At 59.1% G+C, this 25,718-nt stretch carries 22 protein-coding genes and 2 pseudogenes; 19 read left to right on the top strand and 5 right to left on the bottom strand.

Annotation, left to right across the window (positions count from 1 at the left end; translation table 11 throughout):
- Nucleotides 1–179 precede the first annotated feature (179 nt).
- The 3 genes from JQ553_RS26430 (at nt 180) to JQ553_RS26420 (ending at nt 4,277) form a co-directional block, all read left to right on the top strand.
- A complete protein-coding gene (locus JQ553_RS26430) occupies nt 180–2,246 on the top strand; it encodes a hypothetical protein (RefSeq protein ID WP_212502954.1) in 2,067 nt (688 codons plus the stop codon).
- A gap of 435 nt (nt 2,247–2,681) precedes the next feature.
- On the top strand, nt 2,682–3,401 hold the full coding sequence (locus JQ553_RS26425) for an outer membrane protein (RefSeq protein WP_212502953.1): 720 nt from the start codon (nt 2,682–2,684) through the stop codon (nt 3,399–3,401).
- A 438-nt stretch (nt 3,402–3,839) separates the two neighbouring features.
- The gene (locus JQ553_RS26420; protein WP_212502952.1) at nt 3,840–4,277 is read left to right on the top strand and encodes a hypothetical protein; all 438 of its coding nucleotides are present in this window, start codon (nt 3,840–3,842) and stop codon (nt 4,275–4,277) included.
- A 146-nt stretch (nt 4,278–4,423) separates the two neighbouring features.
- Here the strand turns inward: JQ553_RS26420 and JQ553_RS26415 are convergent, their stop codons facing one another.
- From JQ553_RS26415 to JQ553_RS26405, 3 genes are all read right to left on the bottom strand, one after another.
- On the bottom strand, nt 4,424–5,020 hold the full coding sequence (locus tag JQ553_RS26415; protein WP_212502951.1) for a hypothetical protein: 597 nt from the start codon (nt 5,018–5,020) through the stop codon (nt 4,424–4,426).
- Nucleotides 5,017–5,214 carry a hypothetical protein gene (locus tag JQ553_RS26410; RefSeq protein ID WP_212502950.1) on the bottom strand — a complete coding sequence of 66 codons (198 nt, stop codon included), beginning with the start codon at nt 5,212–5,214 and terminating at the stop codon, nt 5,017–5,019. Before JQ553_RS26410 ends, JQ553_RS26415 begins: the two co-directional genes overlap by 4 nt.
- A 456-nt stretch (nt 5,215–5,670) precedes the next feature.
- On the bottom strand, nt 5,671–5,970 hold the full coding sequence (locus tag JQ553_RS26405) for a hypothetical protein (RefSeq protein ID WP_212502949.1): 300 nt from the start codon (nt 5,968–5,970) through the stop codon (nt 5,671–5,673).
- A 377-nt stretch (nt 5,971–6,347) separates the two neighbouring features.
- On the opposite strand from JQ553_RS26405, the gene JQ553_RS26400 reads away from it, so the two are divergent.
- Genes JQ553_RS26400 through JQ553_RS26390 form a run of 3 tightly spaced genes read left to right on the top strand, consistent with a single transcriptional unit; the run spans nt 6,348 to nt 8,425 of the window.
- On the top strand, nt 6,348–6,782 hold the full coding sequence (locus JQ553_RS26400; protein WP_212502948.1) for a hypothetical protein: 435 nt from the start codon (nt 6,348–6,350) through the stop codon (nt 6,780–6,782).
- Between the two features lie 58 nt (nt 6,783–6,840).
- The gene (locus tag JQ553_RS26395; protein WP_312015203.1) at nt 6,841–7,602 is read left to right on the top strand and encodes a HipA family kinase; all 762 of its coding nucleotides are present in this window, start codon (nt 6,841–6,843) and stop codon (nt 7,600–7,602) included.
- Nucleotides 7,586–8,425: a DUF3037 domain-containing protein gene (locus tag JQ553_RS26390; protein ID WP_212502946.1), complete on the top strand. Its 840-nt coding sequence runs from the start codon at nt 7,586–7,588 to the stop codon at nt 8,423–8,425. The genes JQ553_RS26395 and JQ553_RS26390 overlap by 17 nt, the downstream gene beginning before the upstream one ends.
- A gap of 493 nt (nt 8,426–8,918) precedes the next feature.
- Here the strand turns inward: JQ553_RS26390 and JQ553_RS26385 are convergent.
- A pseudogene (locus JQ553_RS26385) lies at nt 8,919–9,417 on the bottom strand (transposase); the annotation flags it as partial.
- A 270-nt stretch (nt 9,418–9,687) separates the two neighbouring features.
- On the opposite strand from JQ553_RS26385, the gene JQ553_RS26380 reads away from it, so the two are divergent.
- The 7 genes from JQ553_RS26380 to JQ553_RS26350 are packed head-to-tail and all read left to right on the top strand — an operon-like array spanning nt 9,688 to nt 19,372.
- Entirely contained in the window at nt 9,688–10,284 is a 597-nt protein-coding gene (locus JQ553_RS26380) for a hypothetical protein (protein ID WP_212502945.1), read from the top strand.
- The gene (locus JQ553_RS26375) at nt 10,277–14,035 is read left to right on the top strand and encodes a PKD domain-containing protein (protein ID WP_212502944.1); all 3,759 of its coding nucleotides are present in this window, start codon (nt 10,277–10,279) and stop codon (nt 14,033–14,035) included. The genes JQ553_RS26380 and JQ553_RS26375 overlap by 8 nt, the downstream gene beginning before the upstream one ends.
- On the top strand, nt 14,032–14,343 hold the full coding sequence (locus JQ553_RS26370) for a hypothetical protein (RefSeq protein ID WP_212502943.1): 312 nt from the start codon (nt 14,032–14,034) through the stop codon (nt 14,341–14,343). Before JQ553_RS26375 ends, JQ553_RS26370 begins: the two co-directional genes overlap by 4 nt.
- A gap of 19 nt (nt 14,344–14,362) precedes the next feature.
- On the top strand, nt 14,363–15,751 hold the full coding sequence (locus tag JQ553_RS26365; protein ID WP_212502942.1) for a S8 family serine peptidase: 1,389 nt from the start codon (nt 14,363–14,365) through the stop codon (nt 15,749–15,751).
- Between the two features lie 36 nt (nt 15,752–15,787).
- A complete protein-coding gene (locus tag JQ553_RS26360) occupies nt 15,788–16,240 on the top strand; it encodes a hypothetical protein (protein ID WP_212502941.1) in 453 nt (150 codons plus the stop codon).
- 10 nt (nt 16,241–16,250) lie between these two features.
- A complete protein-coding gene (locus JQ553_RS26355) occupies nt 16,251–17,225 on the top strand; it encodes a polyprenyl synthetase family protein (protein ID WP_212502940.1) in 975 nt (324 codons plus the stop codon).
- Entirely contained in the window at nt 17,222–19,372 is a 2,151-nt protein-coding gene (locus JQ553_RS26350; RefSeq protein ID WP_212502939.1) for a geranylgeranyl reductase family protein, read from the top strand. Before JQ553_RS26355 ends, JQ553_RS26350 begins: the two co-directional genes overlap by 4 nt.
- A 111-nt stretch (nt 19,373–19,483) precedes the next feature.
- Here the strand turns inward: JQ553_RS26350 and JQ553_RS26345 are convergent, their stop codons facing one another.
- Nucleotides 19,484–20,041 (bottom strand): hypothetical protein, encoded by a 558-nt coding sequence (locus JQ553_RS26345; protein ID WP_212502938.1) that lies wholly within the window; start codon nt 20,039–20,041, stop codon nt 19,484–19,486.
- Nucleotides 20,042–20,391: 350 nt separating this feature from the next.
- Between JQ553_RS26345 and JQ553_RS26340 the strand changes: the two genes are divergently transcribed.
- The 6 genes and pseudogenes from JQ553_RS26340 to JQ553_RS26315 all read left to right on the top strand — a co-directional run bounded on the left by JQ553_RS26340 (nt 20,392) and on the right by JQ553_RS26315 (nt 25,357).
- Nucleotides 20,392–21,303: a hypothetical protein gene (locus JQ553_RS26340; protein WP_212502937.1), complete on the top strand. Its 912-nt coding sequence runs from the start codon at nt 20,392–20,394 to the stop codon at nt 21,301–21,303.
- A gap of 697 nt (nt 21,304–22,000) precedes the next feature.
- Nucleotides 22,001–22,297 (top strand): recombinase family protein, encoded by a 297-nt coding sequence (locus JQ553_RS26335; protein ID WP_212502936.1) that lies wholly within the window; start codon nt 22,001–22,003, stop codon nt 22,295–22,297.
- A gap of 516 nt (nt 22,298–22,813) precedes the next feature.
- Complete coding sequence (locus JQ553_RS26330) at nt 22,814–23,275, top strand: nitroreductase family deazaflavin-dependent oxidoreductase (protein ID WP_212502935.1); 462 nt, start codon at nt 22,814–22,816, stop codon at nt 23,273–23,275.
- A gap of 345 nt (nt 23,276–23,620) precedes the next feature.
- Nucleotides 23,621–24,538 (top strand): alpha/beta fold hydrolase, encoded by a 918-nt coding sequence (locus JQ553_RS26325; RefSeq protein WP_249144589.1) that lies wholly within the window; start codon nt 23,621–23,623, stop codon nt 24,536–24,538.
- Nucleotides 24,539–24,651: 113 nt separating this feature from the next.
- Nucleotides 24,652–24,954: pseudogene (locus JQ553_RS26320) on the top strand (transposase); the annotation flags it as partial.
- A gap of 109 nt (nt 24,955–25,063) precedes the next feature.
- A complete protein-coding gene (locus JQ553_RS26315) occupies nt 25,064–25,357 on the top strand; it encodes an LLM class flavin-dependent oxidoreductase (protein ID WP_283817291.1) in 294 nt (97 codons plus the stop codon).
- The last annotated feature ends 361 nt before the right edge of the window (nt 25,358–25,718 follow it).

The raw sequence follows: 25,718 nt of genomic DNA, 5'->3' as shown, positions 1-25,718 counted from the left end.
TGACTCCAAACCGAACGTTCGATGCGTTGATTTAAATCAATCAGTCATGCCGCCGAAAAGGAACTATCCTCTGGTTCACCCAGGGAAGCACAGATACTCAAATCGAGAAATTTGGCAGACCAGTTCGTGGCAGCTGGCATTTTCGCGAGGTTTCTAACTCAGCGTTGCGGAGAAGACAGATGATCAAGTCATGTAGAGCACCCATCGCGTCTCTCCTGCTGACATTCGGCATACTGGGTTTGCAATCCGGCTCGAGTCCCGCTGCGGTTCGCATCGAAGGCCAAGTCAAAGCCGGCGGCGGCGCGCTTGTTAATTCGACCGTTACGCTTTGGGCTGCGAGTGCGGGTGATCCTAGGCAGCTTGCGCAAGCAAAAACGAATAATGAGGGCACTTTTGACCTCAGCAGTCAGGAAACGCCCGCTGCCGATGTGATTTTGTATGTCGTTGCCAAGGGCGGCGAAGCAATGGTCAACAAGGGCAGCGGCGATAACCCTGCGACCGCGCTGCTCGCCGTGCTTGGTGCTTCACTACCGGCCAGAGTAACGATCAATGAAATGACGACAGTGGCATCGGTATGGACTGCCAATCAGTTCATCGATGGAACGAGCATTAAGGGCCATTCGCTCGGCCTAAAGATTGCTGCTGGCAACGTATCGAACTTTGTCAATTTGCAAACCGGCGGGTGGGGTGCGGCTATCCAGGATGTGCTCAACAGCTCGGCAACCACAACCATGGCGAATTTCGCGACGCTCTCCAGTCTGACGGCTGGCTGCACCACGCGCATAAAGCCGGATGCGTGTGCAAGTCTGTTCGCCGCAACAACACCGCCCGGAGGCAAGGCGCCCACCGACACACTTGGAGCGTTGCTCTCCGTTGCGCGTAATTCTGCGTATCGGCCCGAGAAGCTCTTTGCGCTGTTGGATGCGTTTTATCCAATCCCTCAGGGCAAAAACTTACGGCGACCGCCGTACATGCCTTACCTCAACTATGCGCCGACCGCCTGGACGCTGCCGCTCAAATTCACAGGCGGCGGATTGAGTGCGCCAGGCAAGATCATGTTTGACTCTGAAGGGAATGCCTGGACCGGAGTTAACTTCATCGTCGGCTCTCAGGCATCAGATGATCTCTGGGATGGCAATCTGTCGAAATTCGCGCCAAATGGTAAAGCACTGTCGCCTGATACAACGGGGTTTGAAGGGGGAGGCGTCGAAGGTCCTGGCTTTGGCACTGCGATAGATGCCAATGACAACGTCTGGGTTACCAGCACAGGCGGAAAGACGATTTCGCTTTTCGACAAGAGCGGCAAACCCCTCTCTCCAGCCGATGGGTACAATTTTGGTGGCCAGCTTGGAATCATGCAGGGCGTCATCGTTGCGCCCAACGGTGATGTTTGGACGCTCGACTTTGAAAAGGATCAGGTGGTGCATCTACCCAAAGGGGATGCCAGTAATGCCAAGTTCTATTGTCGATCGACAGACGGCAAGCCAAACAAAGACAGCCCCTGTAAGCTGAACGGACCTTTCCACCTCGCGATCGATCAGCAGGATCGCGTCTGGATCACTAATGCAATTGGTGACACGGTCACGCGTTTCCCTGCTAGTGATCCGACCAAGGTCGAGGTCCTGCCCACTGGCGGGCACAGCGGCAAGGGCATGGCGATCGATAGTCTCGGCAATGCCTGGATCACCAACACGGCGGGGACCGGACTTGATCTTAGAGTGAAATTGAAGCTGCTGGAGCTGAAGCTCACCGGACAGATGAGCCAGCTACATCGTGTGGTCTTCGACTATTTGCACGGTAACTCCTCCCTCGGAAATATTTCAATGTTGCGCCCTGACGGGACCCCTGCACCAGGATCGCCATTCCATGGGGGCGGCACCTGGGGATCGTGGGGAGTTGTTATCGATGGCAACGATCAGGTCTGGAGTTCGAACTTTGGCGGTGCATCCATTACGCATCTTTGTGGCGCGCGTACAGAGACCTGCCCTTCAGGAATGAAGACAGGAGACGCGATCTCGCCGCCAGGCGGCTATGTGGGCGGCGGGATGCAGCCTCTAACGGACATCGCCATCGATCCGGCAGGCAACGTTTGGGTCGCAGACAACTGGCAGCGGCCGCAGAGTTGCTTTGCGCCCTACGCAAGCGAAGCAACTTCGACACTCTGTGGGGGGAATGGGCTGACTGTATTTTACGGCATGGCCAAGCCTGTGCGCGCACCGCAGATAGGTCCCGCCCGCCCATATTAGAGCCGGTGCACTATTTGCCGGCGACCTGACGTCTGGCCCCTACTGACAAAACCCAGCGTTCGCCGGAATGTTGGCTGTTAGGGGCCACATACCCGAGCACTTAATCTAACGCGCCGGCATCCGCGCAGCAGTAGCAAAAGCTCAACGTTCTCGTGTGTGCCAGATCACTCCCACCTTGCGGTCCACGCCTGGCGCGCTCGCAGCAAGGGTGCGAGCTTTGCCTGCGGGCGGCCCAATGTGTGGTCGCCGCAATGGCACGAAACGGCTGATCATCGATCTCTCAATTTGCCGAAACCGCATAGTAGCTGATCTGCAACATGGCGAGTTTTTTGCTGTCATTGGCGTATCTGCCTAAGTGGCGTCGAGTTTCCGCCGTCCCATTCCGCCACTGCGTGCTCCACGAGCAAGATAATTATCGATGCGAGGGTACATCACATGAAACATTATCTGAATGTTCTTGCCGGCGTCGCGATACTGCTCAGCCCGTTCGCCGCGCGTGCGGCCGACCTTTCCGTCAAGGCACCTCCGGCGCCCGTGCCAGCCGCTGTCTACAATTGGACAGGGCTCTATGTTGGTGTGAACGGCGGCTGGGGCTGGGGCCAGCAGGACCCTCTCACCCTGATCTCGAACCGGTTCGATCGCGATAGCTTCAACATCAATGGGGGACTGGTCGGCGGCACCGTCGGCGCGCAAATCCAGCAGGGCTACGTCGTGATCGGCGTCGAAGGCGACTTGGACTGGGCGGATATCAGCGGCAGCCGCACCACAATTCCAGCCATCGCGGGAGTTCCCATTGGGGGAGTGTTCAACTTCAACACCAAATGGGAGGCGCTTGGCACTGTCAGGGCACGGGCCGGCGTCGCCCTTAACAATTGGCTGATCTACGCCACGGGTGGTGCGGCCTTCGTCAAGGAGACCGCCAACGGGACCTCCATCTCCGGCGTGCCCTGCGGCAGCTTGGGCTTCGTGCCGAGCTGCGCTGAATCACATTGGCGCCCGGGCCTGGCGGTCGGCGCTGGCACCGAGTGGGGATTTGCCTCGAACTGGACCGCGAAGGCTGAATATCTCTACGTTGCCACTGTGGGCACCGGTGCCAGCACGGATCACGTCAACGTCGTTCGCGCTGGCATCAACTACAAGTTCGGCGGATTCTGATATGCCTTAGTGCGCTAAAGCTGCCGCCGCCTTTCGGTGGCGGCAGCTTCTTTGCGATCGCTGTCAAAGGCCGAGCAACGTTGGCAATATTACACCGCCCACGGTTGGGCGTCTTCGCTGAGACCACGCATGGCAAGCCGACATTAAGCGCTCCGGCCAACCAGATCAGGCCATCACCCGAAAGGCCGCTGCGAGTGTCGGGAATCAGTTGATCTCGGCGCCGTTGACGCCGCTATCCAGCCGAGGGATCGGCCTCGATGTCGGGTTCGCAAGGCCGAGGGAAATCTTTTTGATCGGTTAGAGCATTACGGCTGGTGACCCACAACGGATGGCGCGGTAACAAAGGTTGGCGGTAATTCTGAATTGCCAACAAGCCCGATTCCAATTGTGGACGGCAGGTTTGCGCTAACCAACAACCTCAACGACGGAGGTTACAATATGTCGCTCATCGAGGATCTTCTGGAGCGGCCGTTCGATCAGGCGGTTACATCAAGATACACGGCAATGAACGGCTGGATCTATCTGGCGCTCGGAAGCCTGTTACTCATTTGGCCCGGAGTAGTGCAGACCATCTTCAGGGATGCGGCGTTCGTTGGAAATGAGGCAGCACTCATCCGAGTGATGGGTATGGCCGTGATGGTCATTGGCTGGCTCTATTTGTTCGGTGGCTTATCTGGCGGCAGACGGATCGTCGCCGCTAGCGTATTGGATAGACTGGTGCTCGTTCCCTTGGTGCTCGTACCCTTGGCCATCGCCGGAGTTTTTCCTCATTTATTGCTTGCGTTTGCGGTTCTCGACCCGACGCTCGGCATTGGCGCTTGGCTGCTTCTCAATCGATCGGACCGCGGACCAACGATGAACACCGTGCAATCGTAGGAGGTCAAGCATCAACCGCCGCATGCCGGTTTCGGGCCTAGCGTTGCTTCCAGCCCTGTCCATCCGTTTTGCGCGACAGCACAAGCGCATATTTGCTTTCGATGCTTGACGTCTGCCTTTGTACCGCAATTGGGGCATGGCGGACATCAAGTGTGTGCTCTCATCCGCTGTGTCTCAATTTCATGAGTACACGCCCTAGCTTTCGCTACTGACGTCAAAGAAAGCCTCGTAAAATAGGCATTTCTTTTGCGTTTCAGGCGACAGAAACCACGATCTGGACCCAGACACCGAACAGCGTCGAGATGGCCTCCGGAACCACTATAATTTAAGGGGTGCGAGCGCTTGGCCTTCTGAGCCGAAAAGTATTTGAGCGGACAGTCACCCATCGGGTCTTTGTCGTCGTCGCTCAGCGGCACCTTGAAGCAGGCTTCGAGGTTGTTGCGGCGAGCGCGCTGCGAGTCCTTGTCGAGGGATAGGAACTCGTCGTCGCCCTTCGAGACGAAGTATTGAGCTCCGAGCCAGCCGAGCGTGCCCTTGGCGTGGGTCGGCAGCGCCTTCACGCGCGCCGGGTCCTTGCCGTCCAGCTTCTCTACGGCATCGGCATAGGCCCTCGCGAAGGCTGGCGTGCCCTCGATCTCGCGGATGCGGATGCGCTTGCCGTTACGGCGGACATAGATGCGCGGGTTGCCGTGACGGTCCTCGTCGCGTTCGAGGTAGTCAAGTTCGGTCCGCATGGCATTCATGCCCTCTGATCCTCCCATTTGGAGGCGGGGACATCTTGCCCGATTGCGGGGACCAGGGAAGCGAGATCGACGGGCTTGTCCCCGACGATCAGGGTGCCGTCGGGCCTGACCCCAATCACGAAACGGCCCGCGCGCTCGACGCCCTTGATGGCGCGCGCGAGGGAGGCTTCAGTAAAGGGTAGGGCCTTGGACATCAGTCGAGTAGTCTCCATTGGGCACTCGGCCGGCCAAGCCACAAGTGCGTCGTGGTTCGCATTTCTGCGAAACCGAGGCCCAATGAATGCAGGGAATCTGTTTCGCACTTAACCCGTTGGCCACGGGGAAATGTCGTCGTTCAACCCCAGAGTGATTGAAGAAAATAAACTCCGTATTAATCACTGTGTGCTTTCGACGTGCCGGCACCATGGGGCAAACACGGGTATGGTCGCTACGACGATGTCGTGAATTGCGTATTTTCTCCACCTTACCAGACGGCAATAAACGTTCCCCAATCGTTCTCACCAAGCCGCCCATTGAACAAACCCGCCGGCGTGAACCGGCAGGTCTCGTTGCTTTGGGGTTGTCGGATCAGGTTCGTCGCGGGATACGCCGGACCACCTCAACGAGGGCTAGGCCGATCCAGGAAAGCAGAGCGCCGGTTGCGATTGCTGTCATTGGCCACCGCCTTTCCCCGCAAACCTTGTATGTGGGGCGATCATCCGGCCGAGCTCGCTGGCGACCTCGTTCGCGTTGCTGAATGTGCCGGGGATCGCGACAAAGATCTCCGTGCAGGGCATGCCGGGCGTGTAGCGGTACAGGATGACAAGCCGGGCCGCAGCGAAGCCATCCGCCGACTCGTCGAGCTCGGATTGACCGTAAAGGCCAAAGGCACTCCCAAAACAGCGCCGAGACACGAAACAACGCGCCCGCGAATTGGCTGGCGACGCGATCGACGAGATGATCGAGGCCAAGGCTAGCCCAGAGGATCAAGGCAGCCGTAAGCGGCGGCTCATTAAAGGGCCGGAAGAATTTCGAACCGTTCGATGTGATCGGTCAAACCGTGATTGATGAGCAGCGCCGACGCTTGGAGCGCATTCTTTGAGCGATGATCTGTTGGTCAAACTCGTTGTCACCGTTGTCGTTTTGGCCGGGCTGCTCTTGTGGCCGGTGTCAGAACGACGGCACCCGCCCGATTGTCAGAACTGCGCGACGGACCTCTTCGGCGAGCCGAAAGCCCGCGGTCAAGTAAGGCCGAGGCGATTTGCGCAAAAAAAGACGCCCCGTGAGCCTACGGGCTTGCCCTCTACCGCGGGTTGCGTTTAGTTTTCGCCCGGCTGGGGAGGCTTTCATGCGAAAATTGGGCATCGTGGTGCTGTGCGCTAGCTTGGGGGGCTGCGCCGCTGCGCCCAAGATGCTTTGGCTGCGGGCTGATGGTCAGCGTGCGAGCGATAACCCAGTGCTGCGGACACAGTTTGAGCTCGATGGCACGGCCTGCCTGGGCGAACGCAGCAAGGCCAATCTTTCCGGTGTTACGGTCACGGACGGCGGGTTGGCTGGAATCGCTGCGGCCGCGGAGCGCAGCCAGGCGGCTGACAGCGTGCAACGCGGTTGCATGGCTGAGAAGGGCTATCTTCTGGTTCCTGAAGATCAGGCAGAAGCGAAGCAGGCAGAGCTCGCGGCGGTTGCAGATCTCAAACGCAAGCAAGATGGTGCGCCGGTCGCCACATCTTCACCGGTGAAGCCACGCAAGCCGGCAAAACCTTCTGCCGCGCCGGCGACCTAGATGCCCTCGCGATCACCCTCCGATTGCGGCTGGGTTATCTGGCATCGGTGATAACCGCATGCACCAACCTCATCTTTTTCCGAAGAGGATCTCTGCGCGGCTTGCTCCCGTCGGAAATGGCGTGACTTGTCCTTGGTGGATTCGGGCCGATGACGGGTTGTGCTACATCGTCAAAGATGATGCTCCGCCGACGGCGCCCACCGTTCGAGCAAGCGAGTTCTTCTGGGCTTCGGTCGCCCGAGTGATCGGCCTCGCCGCGTCGATTCCAGAAGTTATGGAGGATACCTCGGGAAGGTTGCTTTTTGCATCCAGGCGAGAACCCGCGTCGATCGGGCGCGACCATGCCAGTTGCTTGCAGCACATGCTTAGTGGTCAGATTCATGATGGGGGCAAACATCTTTCTAAGATCTACGCATTCGACCTCTTCTGCGCGAACTGGGACCGGCATCCAGGCAATTACCTGATCCTGAACGAAACGGGCGCTTTGGTAGTTTTTGCAATCGATTTCAGCCATGTGGCGCTGACACCGTCACTCACGGTTCAGGGGTTCGACCCGCTGATTCTTCTAAACTCCGCCACTCGGGTGTGGTTTAAGAGCGTGGTTCAGCCGTACGGCCATGATACGGCCGCGGCGATCGAGGTGATTAACCGACTCGAACGGCTACCGGTGATGGAAATTGAGACGATCTTAACGGCAATTCCTCAAGATTGGCTGACAAGTGTGGATCGCGACCGTATCTTGGTTTGGTGGCGGGATGGCGAACGAGCCTCTAGGACTCAATTGATCTCAAAGGGGTTACAAGATGGCACGTACATTTGAATTTGCCGTTCTTCGCCTCGTACCTGACGTGACTAGAGCGGAAAGCGTCAATCTCGGCTTGGTGGTTTTTCTGGATGGAACGGTCGATGTTCGCCTTGGCGAAGTGCTCACGCGCGCGCGTATCCTCTACCCCGAACTCACCGACGCCGAGCTGAGCACCGGAATCGACGTGCTACGGAGATTGGGAAGTGTTCCTGTCTCGCCAGCGGAGAGACACCGCGCTCTCTCCAGCCTTGGCGCGTTTGTGCTTGGGCCGCTGGGCACGTTTAACGTAGGCGACGACAAGGCAGAAGCTTACGAAGCTCAAGTATCGACGCTTCTGAATATGTTTGTCGCCGCGCCGCGATCCGCGCTACCGCGACCACGGATCGCGTCCAAGCTGGCAACCGAGGTTCGAAAGGTTTTTCGCCGCGAGAAGGTCCTTGCGGCCATTGGAGACGCTGGCGCGTTGTCCGAGCACAAGATCGTTCCGGATTGGCCTATTCCTTCACGACCCAGTATCCGTGCTGACTTAGCCCTTATGAACGGCCTCATGCGCGTTTGCGAGCTGGTTGACATGGATCTTGACGATGACGGGCCGCCGCCTCCGGCTCTTTTCGCCGGTGTCGTGACGCTTGACGTCGCCCAACGTGAAGTGCACGCAGCGCAGCGGGTTTTTGCATATCGCGCAAAGGGTCCCGCAGCGAGAATTGACGAGGCTCTCGCACTCGCTCGAATGCACGCGTCCGACATTGTCGACTGGCAGAACAGCACCGAAAGAGAATCATTTGTCCACGCGTGGGTGACTGCAGCGCAGCTGGCCCCGTCGCCAGCGCAACGGTAGCGTCAGGCCCTCAGCCGCGGCACGTTGCCCTCACGCCGCCGGCGGGCTTGCGCAGTAGGCTGCCCAGCCGGCCATGAGACCGCCCTTTTCCACACCCACGACGCGCTGTAGCTCTCGGGCGTTCCGATGCCCAAGGGATTGATAATTTGCACGTTCGTGTCGGCGGGCGCTGAAATGCGTCGATGCATCGCCGCCGATACACGAAATGGTCAGGCCGTTACCCGCCGGGCAGCCCCGCGGGCTGGGTCGCTGACGGGCACGTCACCTGCAACATCCAGTGCTACGGCGGCTGCGATCGCAGGGTGGATTTCCGCCTAGACGCCTTGCCCCAAGACCGGCCCTGGTCGCGCGTCGGCTGGTGTCTCGTCTGCACAGTTTGCGGGGCAGCCGGCGCTGTGAACATCGTGCCGAATTGGCGTGACCGGATTGGACATGCAGCCCCGTTCACTAGGCTGGAAATCAAGCCCTTACTGCGGTAGTCGCCAATGAGTCAGGCTTCGCCGCCTGGGAGATGGCTGCTAACCCTTATCCCATATCCGCTGTGGAGGTCCATCGGCGGTGCGGACACGGACAGCAGCAAATCGGGCTATCAGCCGACCTTGGGTCCGGCTGCGCCAACTCACAGTTTGTTTTCCGCTTGGCGCTGGCCAGCATTTCTGCCGCGATCGATAAGATATCTCGTACGTGGCGCTTCCGTGGCCGACCTCGAACTTTGGTAATCGGCCCAATGAGCTGCACACCGACCGGATACACCTTGAGGTGACGAGGGATGCCAACGGCCCGTGCCAGTCCGCGTGCCGTGAGCCCTTGTCGAAACGGCGAATTGGGGCCGTAGCCTGCCAGCACACAACCGAAGCGCACGCCGGCTGCCACGCGCGATCAATCTCCGCCAAAGCAATCTCCGGATTGGATCGCGGCGTTCGGTATTCGACCGATACGCCGGCGCGTTTTTGGCCCAGCTCTCGGGGCCAGGGACGCAACGCGATCATCATGCGTTTTGCCGAGCGTCGAGACATATTGAGCCGCGACACGCGAACCTGCGTCGCGCTTGGACTAAGACTTAGCGCGGCGGTCGGTTCAAGCGACTGATGAGACAGTACTCCTCACTTGTAAATCACAACATTTGATTGAATTATCGCCTGCGAAAGATTTTAGAGCAATCTCCGGTTCGTACAACTTTAACGTACTGCACGGTGCCGGCCAGGGCATTTGTCGGAGGCAATCGCAAGATTGCTTGGGTTACCCCTTTTTTGGAAACCCAAATGCAGAACGGTTTGAGGAAGAAGATCGACTCGATCGATCAGTTAGAAGCTGATCTTCCCAGCATTCTGGAAAGGATTCACACCGATCCTGAGTTGGCAATTGCTGCGGCCGTCAACCCGTTGCTCTTTCTCGATGAAATCGGATATTCCCTGAGTGCAAAAGTGTCCGCGGAGATTGAAGAGCGCAGCCGCTTTTCGAGGCGGCAAATAGCACGGCGGCACAAAGCCATCGCGAAGATTGACGAAATTACCAAAGAACGCGCCGATCTTTCGTCACCGGAAGCGATCGTTGAGATTTTTGCCAAACTCGGCCTCGATGATGTTCGCCCCGACCTCGGCCAAACGGGGGGACGTGCCTCAGGGGTCCTCGACTTCTCTGAAGACTTCCTGGCGGAAAACCGGACCCGGCATCCACTTTTTGGCGCATTGCTCGAACTTAGGAGGATAGAGGCCAACTCACGGCTTTTCGCTTCGGACGCAATCTACCGGAAGATCCGGTCGCGAAGGCTCGCGATTCCAGGCCTGAGACTGAAGGCGCGGCTCTCGCAGAAGCCGAAGTCAAGCCATTCAGGGCGCTCGGGGGATCGCGATGCCTGACACAAAAGGCTTCTCGGTCGTCGTTGAAGCCGGGCGGGAGGTGCTTCGCAAGGCCTTTCGCGGAGCGTGGAAATCAGCGCTCTGCCCTGAAGATCCGGGTGATTCCGGAAGGATTCCCGAGAATCTGGACGTGACCCAAGCGGACGGGATGACGTTCGGCCCGTATGAAATCGTCGACGCTCAGGTCCAGATCCCGCGTGAAGAATTGGATGCCACCTTGGCCCCGGACATCGACGGAGCCGAGCTAAAGCTCGGCCTGCATATTCAAGCGGAAATTAAGGATCCGCCCGTCCCATCGGCCAGACTGTTCGATTTTCGGGCGGAGGCACGTGCGAAGGCCCCCATAGCCGTTCCGGCGAATGAAAACGCCGTTTACTTCATGCTCGGAGCTCTGCAGCGCGGCAATGTCGCCGTCTCGCTCCCCGACGGCGATCCGCTGGCGAACAAGATCGACCTCCTCCTGGGCGACTACGTGCACATGCTCTACGAGGACGATGGTAGCGCCTTTCCTCATTCCATCGCCGAGGCGAACAAGCAGTGGCCCCTGGGCCTATTCACTGCGACCGTCGATGTCTACGCCGAGCTTTATGACGATCAGAACGATCCATCCCGACGGATTAATGTAACACGGCCGCTACCGGACCAACTCAAGATCTCGATACCGCTCTACATGCGGATATCGAATATTCGGCCGCCGGCTGCTCTCGCGCTTATCGAGCAGCCGTTTGGCATCGAGACCCGCTTCAACCTTATCGCGCCGTTCTCGATGCCGCCGGGGCATATCGTCGCAGCGTTGTCGGAAGCCACCGTCGAAGTGGAGCCGCTTCAGCCGGCTGGCGCGGTACATGACCAAGAGGGACCGAACTACGCAGCGATCCCCGGCATCATCAAGACGGCCCTTGACAACCAACTTATCAAGGGGATCGCTGACACCGCGCTTGCGATGGCTCACGAGATGCGCAACCGCGACATCGCCGTGCCGACATCCGACCAGATCCAGTCCGCGATCGGGGATCTCTTCTTCGACGAGTTGAAGGCGCGCGACGACATCTCGGTCTGGACTCCCATTGCAACGCCTGAGATCAATCTGAACATCGACAACGTCGCCTCTCGCGTTCACACGGACTTCCTGGCGATCGGCATCAATGCCGACGCGGGCGCCGATATCGGAGGTCTGACCAACTTCATCCCTGCTGCTCAGGAATTTGCGATCGGGATCAATGCAGATCAGATGAATGCCGCGATTGCGGTGGCGCGCGAGAATGGCGGACTGGCCGACGCCGATCTTCCCAAGCGCATCGAGTCCGGAGACGACAAGGTCGATCTCAATAGCCTTAACGTGTTTCTGGTCGACAGCGCTATCCGGATCGAGGGGGAAGTCACCGTGATCGATGCGATACTGGGAAGCATCGACGTCGATGCCGATTTCCGATCCGACATCGGCCTCGAATGGGTAGATGACGCTGACGGCACACAGCGAATCGAGCACGTCAAACTCGGCGAGCCGGAGATCGATCCGGAGGAATCGGTGCTTTTTTGGGTCATCGCTCTGATCATTGGCATTCTGACCGGTGGCATCGGCGGCGGGATCATTGCGCTCATTGTACTAGTGATAATCAAGCTGGTGGTTGACCAGATCGCCCAGTCGATTGGCGCAGAAGTCGTCACGGACAAGATCTCGGGGCAGGTGGTAGGTCTCGGTGGCTGGCCCAGCCGGCTCAGCCGCATCGGTCGCGTCACTACCCGCTTTGCCAATCCCATCATCGTCGATACATCGGGTCTAACTCTCGCTGGGTCAGTGGAAGTCATCAGCTCCTGCGAAGCGACGGCGATTGCCTTCGCAAAGACCAACGGTAGCTTTACGGCTAGCGCGAGCAGCCCGCTGACGATGAACGCCGGCCGCACCCATGCGGACGCGCTTTACTCGTGGTCGCCGGGCGACGGAACGCCGCAGGCCACGGTTCAGAATCTTACACATGTCTACACGGCGAGCGGTCTGTACATAGCCAAACACGGTCTGGTGATGAATCAGCCGGGCGGCGCAAGCACGCGGCATTTCGCGGCGGTCAGAATTGCCAACGTCGCCCCGACCGCGGATGCCGGCCCCGATATCGTCGCCAAGGAAGGAGAGGTCGTCACATTGACGGGGCGCTTCTGGGACGTGGAGCCCACGGACAGCCACGAAACATCGTGGATATTCGGCGACAACCAACCGCCGCAGCGGGGCACCGTCTCCGAAACGCACACACCTCCAAGGGGCTTCGGAACCTCGACTGTAACTCACGCTTGGTGCGACAACGGAACGTACACTGTCTTGTTCACCGTTCGCGACCAAAACGGCGGCATCGCGCAAGATACGACGACCGTGACGGTCCTCAATGTAGCGCCGGAGGTCGAGGCCGGGCCGGACATGTTCGCCTACGCTGGCTCGCCGCTCCTGCTTTGCGCGCACTTCCGCGATCCGGGTTGGTGCGACATGCATACCGCGACTTGGGATCCCGGCGTCTGCATAGGCGAACAGACAGCTGTTGTGCGCGAGATCAACACGCCGCCCGCGGCCCGTGGAACAGCGTCGCTTGCCCACGCCTATACCGGCTGCGGCGTCTACCACGCTGTGTGTAGGGTTACCGATGACGACGGGTCGAGCGGAGAAGACGGGCTGGTGGTGCGTGTCGTCGCCATCCAGAACGACGGGTTTGAGGGCGGATATCGGGACCTGCCTTTGGGACGCGTTGCCAATGGCTGGCAGCCCTATGGTCTGGCGAGCAGGAAGCCCTTCGATACATTGAGCACGAAAGCTGCTGCCCGTGCAGTCCTAGGTACGCCGAAGGCTGCCGTCTTCGATTGCGAGGAATGCGTCGTGCACGATGGCCAGAGATCACAAAGGATCATGCCGATCGCCGACACCCGCTGGGGTATCTACCAGCACCTCGGTGCGAATCCCGGCTGGCTATACCAAGTGGCCGCGTGGTTTACTCTAGCCACGCCTGGAAGTGCGAGGCTAGGCATTGATCCTGCTGGCGGCACGGACCCGGCAGCAGGCCACATTGTCTGGGCGCAGGGTTCGACGCCTGGCGATTGGTTCCAACTGCGCGAGCAGGTGAAGGCGCTAGGCGAGTTGATCACGATTTTCCTCGAGGCCGACCTTCCGACAGATAAAGAAGACCTTGTCTGTTGCGTCGACGACGTAAGCTTCGTGGCGATGGCATGCGATTGCTGCTGCGAGCCGGAAGGAGGCGCGAGGAAGACGGAGTGCAGATGCTGTGGCAATGAACCGAAGCCGAGCCCGAGCGATCCGGAACGCCGCTGCATGGATTTCAGCCAAGTTACACCAAGGGATGAGCACAACGCGAAGGTCAAGATCAGTGGCTTTACCGTCGCTAGTCCTTCGGAGTCGCCCTTGCATTTCGTCATCGGCGACCCCGTCATCAGGGCCGGCTTGCTGCTCGTTCCCGGCGGTATCGAAATCGCGTTCCCCTTCAAGGCCGACAAGGCCATTGCTTCAGTCTTCTATCGCGGCGGCAAGCCGCCCGCGCTTGATGCCCGCGACGGAAGTGGCATCGTGATCAACCGTGTCGTCGGAGACCCTGCAAGACAGGGCATGCAGACCTTGACGATCGAAGCGCCGGAGATCTTCGGCTTGGTGATTTCAGGTCAGGAGTCAGTATTGGTTGAACTCTGCATCGAGTCTCCACAGAGAGAGGAAAGTCAAAAAAAGGGAACCCGCAGGTGGACGATTCCGCCGCAATGAACAAACTCGACGAATGGTTGCGCGCGATGGTCGGCGACCCCGCCCGGCAGCGCGACATCGTCCCGGTCGTCATCCGGTTACACATCAAGGGCGAAGGGGCGACGCCGACGGAAAAGATGCTGGACTTCGAAAGACGCATACAACCGCTCGTCGTTCGCCTCAGCGCGCTCGGAATCGAAATCACGGAACGCCTTTGGATTGCCAATTCGATAGGCGCGAGAGCACCAGTTTCTGTTCTCGGCCAGACGGCAGCGGACGCGGATGTTGAGACCGTGATCTCGGACCACCCGCGGAAGGCACTCTTTTAGAGGAAGAAAGGATTGCATCATGGCAGACGCTTCCATCACGGCTCAAAGCCGCAAGATCGTTAGAATGTTCCTCAAGCGTCAAGCGCGACAGACCGAGGCGTTGCGAAGCGAGATCGGGTTCAAAATCTTGAAAAAGCTGGATACTGTTTCAACACGTGATCTCATCCGGCAGAATCGCGACGAGAGCTTTGCGCGACTGACCGATGCAGAGCCGCCCAAGGATCGCATCTTCAAGGTGGTCGTTAACATGCGCGTCGTTAGGCCGGGCGCTGGCGCCCTGATGCTGACCCGAACGAAACGGGCCAAACGTCAGATGACCAACCTGACACGGCGCAGCGGAGAGCGCGCCCTTCAGCGCCTCAAAGCCACCGCCGACGAAACTGGCGCCAGAATCCGGGCCACACTGTGGCTGACGCGCAGCCTGGCGGTCGACGTCAATCGCGAGCAATTGCACCAATTCGCGGGCCGGGAGGACGTGCGCTCAGTCAATCATGACAAGTTGGTAATCACACAATTACTCGACGTGAGCAGACCTCTGATCCAGGCCGATCAGGTCGAGAACAATCTGGGCTTCGACGGCTCCGACGTCGACGTCGCCGTGCTCGATACCGGCATCGATTTCAATCACCCGGCACTGACGGCGGTGCAGGGCACGCAGCAGGACTTCACTGGCGAGGGTGTTGGGGACATGGTGGGCCACGGCACCCATTGTGCCGGCATCGTCGCGTCGCAGGACAGGACATTCCGCGGCATAGCGCCGGGCTGCACCGTGCACGATTACAAGTTAATGTCCAACGATGGATCTGGCGGCGGCACCACCACTTCCTCCATCGCGGTAACCACGATCCAGCGGGCAGTGTCAGACGGCCGCGACGTGCTTTCCAATAGTTGGGGTTTCTCGCATGCAGACGGCAACTGGGTCTGCGCGGACGGCACCTGCGTGCTTTGCACGGCGGCGAACGCCGCCGTCGACAGCGGCGTCGTTTTTGTCGTGGCGGCTGGCAACGAAGACAACGATAGCTGCTCCAGCTATGATACCCACCTTCGCTGTCCCGGGCATGCAACCCTTCCGATTACTGTCGCTGCTACCGACGATCTAGACGCAATGGGAGGCTTCTCAAGCCTCGGGCCGACCGCCGACGGTAGGCCAAAGCCGGACATCGCGGCGCCGGGCGTCCAAATCAACTCCTGCAAGGCCGGGACTACCGATTTCATCGCATTCGACGGCACGAGCATGGCGGCCCCGCACATTGCCGGCGTGTGCGCGCTGATGCTCGAGAAGAACCCCGCCCTTACCCCGCAGGACGTGAAGGACATCATTATGCGAACAGCAGTCAATGTAGGACACACGCCCGACGAAATGGGTGCCGGACGCGTTAATGCGCTCGATGCCGTCAACGCTGCTTGAGAGCCAAGCAGAGCGTGCGGTCAATGGAGGACGATCATGGCTAGCAGAAATGAAGACAAGCAGCGCGGCAGCGCGGTCGAGCAACTGGCGCGCGAGGCATTGGAGGCGTTCAGAGCTGATGCGCCGGAAGACTACGACGTCCTAGTAAAGGAATATGAAGGCCAAAGCGCGGTCGTGGGTGTCTTCGGCATGGGGTCGGTGAACGTCGCTATAAGCCGAGGTGAAGTTCACCTCGGAGAGAGCGAGGCGAAGGGGAAGACGCGGATAATCGCACGGGGTGCTACATATCCCGAGACGATTATTGCCATGTCCAGGGGTGAGGTCACACCGTTAGAGGCGTTTCACGCCGGCGATCTAGTGGTGAGGGCGCCCTCGGAAGAATTGCACAAGGCGTTCGGATTCCTGGTGAAATTCTCCGCATCCGCCGTCGCCTCCAAGGGGCTGCAAAGAGTTTTGGAGAAGTTCAAAGAGCAGTCCGGCCTGAAGTAGCGGACTGTTCATGTCTCCTGAAGGCGGATGGATCGAGAACGCCGAAGTTTACGAGGCGCTGGAGCGGCTGGGGCCTGTTCTGATGGATATGGTCAGCTCCGATCATCCGAGTCTGGCGGAGAGGGCGGCCTATCTTGCATCGCTGGGCGGAAAGCGGATTCGTCCGGCCATGCTCTTCGTTGCACACGGCTCGGGTTGCACGAGGATTGAGGTGGTGCGCGCTGCGGCGTCCGTCGAACTAATCCATCTGGCTTCGCTCTACCACGACGACATTATGGACCGTGGGTTGCTCCGCCGTGGCTTCGCAAGTGCAAATGCCAAATGGGGGAACGCAACCGCAATGCTGACCGGCACGTTCCTGTTCCTTCGGGCCCAGGCACTGACAGAGGCGTTGGGCCCGCGAGCGCGCAAGCTTGCTGCCACATCGGCGGCGGAACTCTGCCTAGGACAGCTTCGAGAGTCCGAGAACGCTTACAATACCGAGCTTCCGGCCGAAGACCATTTGGAGGTCATCGCCCTAAAGACGGGATCGCTGTTCAGGCTGGCGTTGCAGCTGGGTGCCTTGCTGGGTGGCGTCGGCCGCGCCGAGACCGAAGCGCTGACCCGCTACGCTCGCCATCTCGGTCTAGCTTTCCAACTCTCCGATGACCTCCTTGATATCGAAGGCGATGCTGCCACGACCGGTAAGGAGACGCTTGCGGACATTCGGGCCGGCGTCTACAGCCTTCCATGGTTGCTGCTCATAAGAAGCGGAAAAGAATCTTCCGAAATCGTGAAACGCATATTCGCTCGCAACCGGCTATCCGACGGAGATGTCAGGGAGGCATTGACACTCCTCCTCTGCTCCGATGCCATCCCGCGCGCCCGCGATATTCTTGCTGCGCAAATCCGGCAAGGTATCGATGCGCTACACTTCCTATCAGATCGCTCCGCCGCCAATTCGCTAGCCAATCTCGCAACCAGCATGGCCGGCAGGACCAGATGAAGGAAGGCTGGGATGTCATCGTAATAGGTGCAGGTCCTGCCGGTTCCGCAACCGCGATGCTCCTCGCAAAAGCAGGCATCAAAGTTCTGCTTGCAGATCGCAAGTCCTTCCCGCGTGACAAGAGCTGCGGCGACGGCTTGACGCCGTACTCGGTTCGTCTTCTTAACGAACTTGGTGTCGGCCCGGCTTTGGAGGACGCCCACAGGATTAAGGGGGTGAGAGTGGTCATGCATGGCAGACGCATGCGCGACTTTTCTTACGGCGCGTTGGGAAACGACTACAACTATGGCCTTGTGATGCCGCGTGTCAGGTTAGACGACGCGCTACGTCAGGCTGCCATTGCCGCTGGCGCGCATTTCGAAAGCGGTCTTGACTACCAGGATCTTCTTTGGAACGAAGAGCGCGTGGCGGGTGTTAAGTTTCGTACGGCAGCCTGCATGCGATCGGTGCACGCGTCCATGGTCGTGGGCGCCAACGGCGCCGCTACAGCGATCTGGCGCGACAGCAAACTGAGGTCTCCGAAAGCGTCGCCGGGCTTCGCGATACGCGGCTACTTCTCCTGCCCCCGGGCAAACCGCGACATGCTTGCTATAGCCCTGCCGCTTACCGATTCAACCAACAGCTATGTCCTGCCTTCTTATGGGTGGGTATTTCCGGCCGGCGACGGTATCGTGAACATCGGCGTCGGCCTGTTCGAGGACGTCCCATATGAGAATATCAGCAATCTCTACAGTCGTTTTGTCGCGCGGATGACGCGCGAAGAGGGGCTCGCGCCTGGCGGCGTCGGAAATGGCAAACCCTGGGGCGCTCCACTCCGCTTCGACTTTTCCCCAGACGCCAGTGCTTGCCCGGGCCTGCTTCTGGTGGGTGACGCGGCCGGGCTTGTCAGCCCATTCACGGGGGAAGGTATCAGTTACGCCCTCGAGTCCGGGCGGCTCGCCGCCGAGGTCATCGTTCGGTGCCTTGCAACCTCGGGCGCACTTTACTTCGCTCACGAAGAGTACAAGTTTCTTCTCGGCCACAAGTTCGCCGGCTATTTCGAGGCAGGTCAGAAGTCGGCGCGACGCTATCAGCTGTTGTGGCACGTTATTGAAAGCACGTTTGATTCGGAACGTCCAGTCTATGACGTCCTACGCCGCCTCGCCCTGGTGCCGGAGGGCGCGGGATCACTTTCCCAGCAAAAGTTCGCGCGGGATCTCACGCCGCTGCTCCCTCCCGGCAGCCTTCCCCTCAGGAGACGGTTATTCAAGGTTGGTGCGCGCCTTGTCGCCTCGCTCAGGAACGACTGGCCATTCCTTTCACGCCTGGAGATTGAGGGGCGCACGTCGGGTGCGATCGTTTTTCGACCTTCCGTGCTTTTCCTAGCCTGCGCCACACTTGGCTCCGGGCAGGAAGAAAAACTAGTCAACGCTGCGACCGCGCTTGATCTTTCCTACTTGGCAATCTTTGCTCAAAGCGGGATCGAGGAAGAGCCAGCCATTCGCAACGGGGTAAATTGGGGGAACAAGTTCTCTGTGCTCCTGAGCGATTTCTTGCTCTCGCGGGCCTTCGAATTTTGCTCGGAACTCGGAAGAAACGCCTCCTCCCAGATCATGATATCGTTCGAGAGCGCCTATGCCGGTAGCATAGATCAGCAGAATGACGCTTGGAATATTGGATTGGGACGTAGGAAACACCTCGCGCAGCTTCGCCGGAAATATGCTCCGCTTTTCGTCTTGCCATGTACGCTGGCCGCATCGGTAGCGCACGTATCCAAAATGGCCCCGACCCTCGCCCGGTATGGCGGTGCTTTGGGCCTTTCCTATGTGCTCACTGAGGACCTACAACAATTGACTGATCCAGGACATGTCGCAAGTTCGGTACTAGGAACTGACTATGCGAGCGGTGTACTCAGTCTTCCCGTGATCGAGGCGCTAAAGACCAAAACAACGGGCGCCAAGCGAATCCGGGACATGTACTTGTCGCGCGCTATAGATATCGAGGAACTTCGGAAAGCGATTTTCGATTGTGGTGTGCTTGAAAGTGTCCGCGAGATGGCTCGGGGCTACGCTGGCCGAGCCGAGCGCGAAATGGAGATGATCACAAAGACGACCGGAACTACCTTTCTGGCGCGGCTTCCGCGGCACTCAATGTCGGGCTTGAATTAGAGCGCATATCGGCTTTCGATTGGTCGATTCGTGACAAGAGGGGCTCCCTTTGGATCAAGCCAAGGCCTGGCAATCAAGCTAGTCTAGCCGCATCAATTGGCGGGCGCCTATCTAAGGGTAGGGGCGAGCACGGATCACCTCGGCGCCGCTCACCCGCTCGCCCTCGAGAATTCTGGATTCGATCTTCTCCCGCACCGACTCCGGCGTCGACGGCGAGGACAACTGCACAAGCGCTTGCCACGACACAGCGCGATATATCTCCGGACGCGATCCGTAGACGCGGGCAACGCGGGCCAATTCAGCCGCCTCGGTTCCGCAATGGATATCAAATTGTTGGCGAACGATCCGGCCGAACCGCCGATTATTGGGCTCGGTGTCGCGTATCGCGGCCAACTGCTCGCCAAATTCAATGCGCTGTTCTACAATCCGCGCCTTAGCCGCGGCCAATTCCTCGGTGCGCTGCTTCGCCGTCTTCTTCGGCGGTACGACGTCTGGTTTCTCGGCAAAGGCCTCGCTTAACTCGCGATATAGTAGCGTTGCTATACCGTGACGTTGCGGGCAGGCGTCTCTGTTCGCCTTGGCCTGTCTCTGTATGGCGCCGAGGTTTATCCCGTCGAATACCTCGAACCAGCGCAGTCCAGAGTCAGCCCACGCAGGATAGGCGAGCATCAGGTCGCTGATGGCGTGGAGCGAAAACGCGTCGATGCGAGCGCGTGTTCGGTTCTGCTCGCTGTCTCAGCAACAGGTCAGTCGTTTGACCCCGACGCGGAAAGGTCTTTGCCCATCGAAACGCACAGCGAGCACATCATGCTTCGACTGCTGCGCCGCATTCGTGAAACGTCTGAAAACGAGCTCCCGCCAGACGCGCCGTCTCTAACGCCTGGCCACGTGGCAGTCATTTACGTCGAGCCAACCGAAGACGAGCTGCGACTAACTCCATTGCGCATAACGCCCGACGGCGATTTTCTCGACCGTTGGCCTCGAGGCTTTTTCGGAGAGCGTGGGGAGGAGCTCTTCTGATGAAGCTATGGAAGGAGTATGCGATCGAGCCATCGTTGTTCACTAATTATCATTTGGCCGATGCAATTCTATCCGGTATCGGCATCGAGCACGGGAGGATTGTTGGTGCAGTGCCGCGCCGCTGGGAAAAGGAGGTCCGACTAGCGACCGCTGAACTGAGGGAGATCGAACGCGGCCGCATCGTTGAGCGCCTCGCCAAACTTCGCGATGCAATCATCCCTCGACAATGCGATTGGAACGGTGCGCGCACGTGGCGGGAGCAAGCGTTCGAGGTCCATGCGGCAGATCCATTCGATTGCATCTTGCTTGATGGTCCAGACGCACATCAATCAGCCGCAAATGCCACGCTTGGGCTCGGTGGTGTCCCCTGTTGGGACTGCTCCAGAAGCCTGGAGATCCCGCGCACAGCCCCAAATTTGGCGGCAGCGGTCAAGCCAATGCTTTGCCAAGCTCGTACGGTCATACTGGTCGACGCGTATTTCAACCCCACCGGCCAGGTGCGCCAAAGCAAGTGGTTGCGGCCCCTCCAAGCGCTCACCGCGACGCTAGCGACTGACGGTCGGCTCTCACGATTTGAGGTCCATGCATTAAACCCGCGCGAAGAACGCCGTCGATGGAATTCGGGGTTGTTCGCTTCCAACTGCCGAGCCTGCCTCGGTGCAGCGCTCCCTCAGGGAGTTTCAGTCAGCGCCTTTTTATGGAGCGAGAGGAAAGACGGCGAACAGTTCCACGAGCGGCTGATTGTCACCGATATAGGGGGGGTGGTAGTCGACCCCGGGATAGATGATGGACCTATCGGCGAGATCTATAAGCTCCGGCTCATCAGCAAGCTTGAGGTGGCAAGCTATCTCGCTAAGTTCACGTCTGCCGGACCCTACGATCTCGTCGAGCAGGAGGCCGTATCAGGTTAGACGGACGGGCTTTAGGTCGCCCACGGGAGAGCGCTATCGTGCCCAATCCCCGCCCCGCCGGTGCGGGTAACATTTATTGGCGTCTTTCGAGAATGAAGACGGCTCTCAAAAAGGGTCGGACGAACCGTCTCCTCTGCACCGCCACCAAGCGAGACGGTACTCCCTGCGGCATGCTGGCGATGACCAGCTGTGGCCTGAGGGTCTGCGGAGCAAACCGCGGTTACGCAGCATTGGCAAGGATGAAGGTCAGGCGAGCGATGCAGCGAACTGCCCGAAAGCAGATCAAACGCTAGAGGTTCGGTATGCAACCCTGTACAACTGCGCGAGGGAAGCGCGCGTCGCAAATTCTTTTTTCCGCATGGCCTATATGGCGAGCTTAGCAGGCTTCGGAGCAGCGGCAATAGGCGCCCGCTCGAGGGCGCCACTTTACCGCTCTCTACTTCAATGAACTCGCAAGCGATCTTCAGGTCTTCCGCCGCTGGTTAATCAGCCGCCGGCATCGGGATTGACGATTAAACCGCAGGGCCTGGCCATTACATCGCCAGACGCCGTACCAAAAACCCCTGCCGTTTACGATCCAAAAAAAGCCTGAGACATCAAGCATCACCCACTCGCTTTTTGCCGTTCCAAAATCAGATGTTTATAGCACTAGGTCGGCGAAGGAGCGAACGGCATGAATGCAAAGTGATCAAGGCCCATGCGAGTTGGCCTCTACATCCGGACCAGCACCGCGAACGGTCAAACCACGAAAAATCAGGAGCGCGAGCTGCAGGCCATCGCAGAACGCGACGGCTGGGAGGCGGTGGCCGTCTATCTGGATCAGAGTATCAGCGGCTCAAGAGGACAACGAGCGCCCTGGCCTCGACAGGCTGCTGCAGGGAGTCACTCGGCGCGACATCAACGTGGTGGCCGCCTGGTTTTGATTACCGGTGTGCGCAAGTCGGAGTTCATCGATGCCGCTTGGGACGAGGTTGATTTCGACAAAGGGCTCTGAACAATTCCAGCATCGTGCATGATAGCGGGCAAGGCGCACGTTGTGCCCCTCAGCGAGCAGCCGCAGGACATCCTTGTGGCGTTTCGATCGTGCTTTGCGGCGAGCGAGCGGCGCAATGAGGCCCTGATCGGCCTCGCCGGGCTTCGCGCTGGGCTATTTCCGGAAGCTGCGCCTTACGAACCGCACGAGCATGAACAGAGGAGAACGCCGAACCCCTGTGTTCACAACTAAAAAAAGCTCGAGATATCAAGCACAGCTCGGGTGCTTTTTATCGGAACGGGGTGTGGGGCCTAGGAGGCAACCTCGATAGGATTTGATGAGCTACGTATCCCGCTGCCCAATCCGTCCGTTGTGTCAGCCACGTCCTGACTCGGCACCGCCACGCCGCAGTCAGTTCCGGGCCAACAACAGATTTCGCAACCCAATCTTTAGCCCCAAATCGGCTTGCTTTTGAATCCGGAATTGGCCGATCCGTCGGCCGATGGTATGTTGCCTGTAGCTTTGAGGGAGGGCACGATGGCTGAAGCGAAACTCGCTCCGAACCTGCCGGACTGGATGGTCGAGCACGCGAACCGCTATCTTGCTAGCGGCGGAACCGACGGGCACATATACAAGGTAACCGTGCCCCAGCGAGGTGAGATCACGGCGCCGGCACTGCTGCTGACCACCACCGGCCGCAAGTCTGGCGATAAGTTCATATTCCCGCTGTTTTACGGAACGGACGGCGGCAGTTACTTCGTAATTGCCTCAAAGGGAGGCGCGCCCCAACACCCAGGGTGGTATCGCAACATTCTCGCGGACCCTGACGTAGAAGTACAAGTCGGGACCAAGAAGATGAACGCGCGGGCCAGGACAACGGCAGGCGAGGAACGCCTCAGACTTTGGAAAAAGGCGCTCGAATTTTGGCCGCCCTACGCCGACTATCAGCTTAAGACCGAGCGCGAGATACCGGTGGTTGTACTGGATCCAGTTCACTAGGGTACGTGCGGCCAGGTGGCCGCAAGCGACAGCACGGCGCTGTGCATACGGCATTGTCACTCTGCCTGGCCTCGTCGACGTGAAGCGCTGTATCCAGCGACGTCCGCCGCCGCTCCGCCGCCCGCCGTCGCCCGCGCCGATGACAACCAACTATTATCAAAGCAAAGGCCGGAGATTACCGCTGGCTTAGCTGGGCGTCCGAGATGGTTTAAAGCGGGAAGGTTCAGAGCGAGCCGGCCGAAGCGCGGTCGCATGCTTGTGGAACTCAATACCAGTACTATCGTAGCATATCGCCACGGCGACGGCTGAAGAAGTCGGACGAGCGATTAAAGGGAGGAATGGCCCATGCGCGTGAAAGCCATGTCGCAAGTGATTTTGCTACTAGGACTGATCGTCGCACCATGCTTAGCGATCGCCGCCGAACCGACCTTTAAGGAGGGATGGTTCGTAACTAATGACGGCGTCAAGTTGCACTATTTGGAGGCCGGCTCGGGCAGCCCCTTGGTGATGATTCCGGGTTGGTCCCAGTCGGCGATGGAGTTCAAATATCAGCTGACTGGCTTGAGCGACAAATACCACGTCTATGCCCTCGACATGCGTGGTCATGGGGAGTCCGCAAAGCCGAACCATGGGTACCGCATTCAACGATTGTCGGCGGATGTCCACGACTTCCTTGCGGCCAACAATCTAGGCGGAGTGACATTGGCGGGTCACTCTATGGGGTGCTCCGTAATATGGGGTTATTGGGAACAGTACGGCAGCGATCGCCTGTCGAAGGTCATTCTAATCGATCAGATGCCGATGATCACGAGTAACCCCGGCTGGTCAGCACAAGAGTTGGAGGACGCTGGCGCGATTTTTGACAGCAAGTCGTTAGTTGAAAATGTCAATGCGCTCTCGGGGCCCGACGGCGTGAAGACCACGGAGGGGTTCATCCGCGGCATGTTCACCAAACAGTACCCCGTGGACGCAGTAAGCTGGGTGATCCAGGAGAACTTGAAGTTTCCACGAGAATATGCGGCACGCTTGCTATTCGATCACGCTACCAACGATTGGCGAGATGTCATTCCAGCGATCAACATTCCAACTCTGGTTGTGGGCGGCAAAGCGAGCCTAGTTCCTTGGAAGTCTCAGGTCTGGATCGGGAAACAAATCAAGGGCGCAAAGACCGAAATCTTCGAGGAGAACGAGGGTGGTGCTCATTTCATGTTCATGGAGAACCCCGAGAAGTTCAATCGGCTCGTTAAGCAGTTCAATGGCTGAGCGGTCGGTCTGTGATCATCTGCGATGAGTTGCGCCTCTGGGCATGTTTTCCACGCCCATGGAGCAGACAGAAAAGGGTAAAGGGTGAGGTCTATTCAGCAAACGGATAGGAAAAGTTGCTGGAATTCTTCGCAGCCCAGCCGAGTTGCACGGTAGCACTGGAGGCATGTGGTGGAGCACATCACTGGGCCCGTCAGTTGACGCTGCCTGGCCACGAAGTTCGGCTGATCCCGCCCGCCTATGTAAATCCGTTTGTGAGGCGGAAGAACGACGCGATCGATGCCGAAGCGATCTGCGAAGCGACGCATCGCCCAACATGCGGTTTGTGGGCGGTGAAGAGCCAACAGCAGCAGGCGGCGGGCCAGGCGTTTCGGACCCGAGACCTGTTGGTCCGGCAGCGAACTCAGCTCATCAACGAAGCAGGGCTTCCAGCGCCGGTTGCTCTTCGGGATGTAAGGGGGGCACCTTGCTCCTAAATCAGTTCACGGATGCGATCATGGTCGAGAACAACGGCTACCCGGCCGCTTGTACCCGGAATCGCGGGGCTGCGAGTCGATGGTGCTGGCGGCCTGTCTGCCATCGAGCAGAGAGAAGCTGACGATCGGTAGTTCGATCGCTAACATCTATGCGCGCGGTTCCTTCACCGCCCAGCGCGCTATGGTCTCACTGAACACGCTCTACGGCGGCCAGTTCATTCTCTGTCTCGGCGTCGGTCACATTCCGATGGTCGAAGGTGTATGCGGCCATCGCTACGAGAAACCGCTGGCGCTGAGCGATGCCAAGTCGCGTGGCGCCGTCCCATACAACGTGACGCCGTAGCACGACCCAAGCGGCCGCGATCCTCGGGTCTTCGAAGTGGCTCGCAGTGGAGCAGAAGGTCACGCTTGAACCGATTTCGCGAAGGCGCGGGCGCTCGGACGCAAGTGACTGTCGCGTTACATGGTGCTGCCGAATTATCGCAACAGCTGGCTCCGTCAGGGCTTTACCGAGGCTGACCTGGCCGACGGTGGCAGTGACCGGTTCATCGATGCGATGGTATTCTCGGGTGACGCCGAGACGATCAGGCGCGGCATGCGGGCGCACCTCACGGCCGGCGCCACGCATGTCTGTCTGCCGTCCACGCCGACGGCGATTTCGGCGCTCGCGACTGCATGCTGGCCGCGCTCGTCGATACCTGAGC

Origin of the sequence: Bradyrhizobium lablabi (assembly GCF_018131005.1) — a bacterium.
Lineage (GTDB): Bacteria > Pseudomonadota > Alphaproteobacteria > Rhizobiales > Xanthobacteraceae > Bradyrhizobium > Bradyrhizobium lablabi_D.
This window is presented reverse-complemented; position numbering and strand designations above follow the sequence as displayed.

Excerpts from the sequence above, each read along its gene's own strand:
- JQ553_RS26430 (WP_212502954.1), top strand. The coding sequence starts at position 180 with ATGATCAAGTCATGTAGAGCACCCATCGCGTCTCTCCTGCTGACATTC.
- JQ553_RS26425 (WP_212502953.1), top strand. The coding sequence starts at position 2,682 with ATGAAACATTATCTGAATGTTCTTGCCGGCGTCGCGATACTGCTCAGC.
- JQ553_RS26420 (WP_212502952.1), top strand. The coding sequence starts at position 3,840 with ATGTCGCTCATCGAGGATCTTCTGGAGCGGCCGTTCGATCAGGCGGTT.
- JQ553_RS26415 (WP_212502951.1), bottom strand. The coding sequence starts at position 5,020 with ATGAATGCCATGCGGACCGAACTTGACTACCTCGAACGCGACGAGGAC.
- JQ553_RS26410 (WP_212502950.1), bottom strand. The coding sequence starts at position 5,214 with ATGTCCAAGGCCCTACCCTTTACTGAAGCCTCCCTCGCGCGCGCCATC.
- JQ553_RS26400 (WP_212502948.1), top strand. The coding sequence starts at position 6,348 with ATGCGAAAATTGGGCATCGTGGTGCTGTGCGCTAGCTTGGGGGGCTGC.
- JQ553_RS26395 (WP_312015203.1), top strand. The coding sequence starts at position 6,841 with ATGCACCAACCTCATCTTTTTCCGAAGAGGATCTCTGCGCGGCTTGCT.
- JQ553_RS26390 (WP_212502946.1), top strand. The coding sequence starts at position 7,586 with ATGGCACGTACATTTGAATTTGCCGTTCTTCGCCTCGTACCTGACGTG.
- JQ553_RS26380 (WP_212502945.1), top strand. The coding sequence starts at position 9,688 with ATGCAGAACGGTTTGAGGAAGAAGATCGACTCGATCGATCAGTTAGAA.
- JQ553_RS26375 (WP_212502944.1), top strand. The coding sequence starts at position 10,277 with ATGCCTGACACAAAAGGCTTCTCGGTCGTCGTTGAAGCCGGGCGGGAG.
- JQ553_RS26370 (WP_212502943.1), top strand. The coding sequence starts at position 14,032 with ATGAACAAACTCGACGAATGGTTGCGCGCGATGGTCGGCGACCCCGCC.
- JQ553_RS26365 (WP_212502942.1), top strand. The coding sequence starts at position 14,363 with ATGGCAGACGCTTCCATCACGGCTCAAAGCCGCAAGATCGTTAGAATG.
- JQ553_RS26360 (WP_212502941.1), top strand. The coding sequence starts at position 15,788 with ATGGCTAGCAGAAATGAAGACAAGCAGCGCGGCAGCGCGGTCGAGCAA.
- JQ553_RS26355 (WP_212502940.1), top strand. The coding sequence starts at position 16,251 with ATGTCTCCTGAAGGCGGATGGATCGAGAACGCCGAAGTTTACGAGGCG.
- JQ553_RS26350 (WP_212502939.1), top strand. The coding sequence starts at position 17,222 with ATGAAGGAAGGCTGGGATGTCATCGTAATAGGTGCAGGTCCTGCCGGT.
- JQ553_RS26345 (WP_212502938.1), bottom strand. The coding sequence starts at position 20,041 with ATGCTCGCCTATCCTGCGTGGGCTGACTCTGGACTGCGCTGGTTCGAG.
- JQ553_RS26340 (WP_212502937.1), top strand. The coding sequence starts at position 20,392 with ATGAAGCTATGGAAGGAGTATGCGATCGAGCCATCGTTGTTCACTAAT.
- JQ553_RS26335 (WP_212502936.1), top strand. The coding sequence starts at position 22,001 with ATGCGAGTTGGCCTCTACATCCGGACCAGCACCGCGAACGGTCAAACC.
- JQ553_RS26330 (WP_212502935.1), top strand. The coding sequence starts at position 22,814 with ATGGCTGAAGCGAAACTCGCTCCGAACCTGCCGGACTGGATGGTCGAG.
- JQ553_RS26325 (WP_249144589.1), top strand. The coding sequence starts at position 23,621 with ATGCGCGTGAAAGCCATGTCGCAAGTGATTTTGCTACTAGGACTGATC.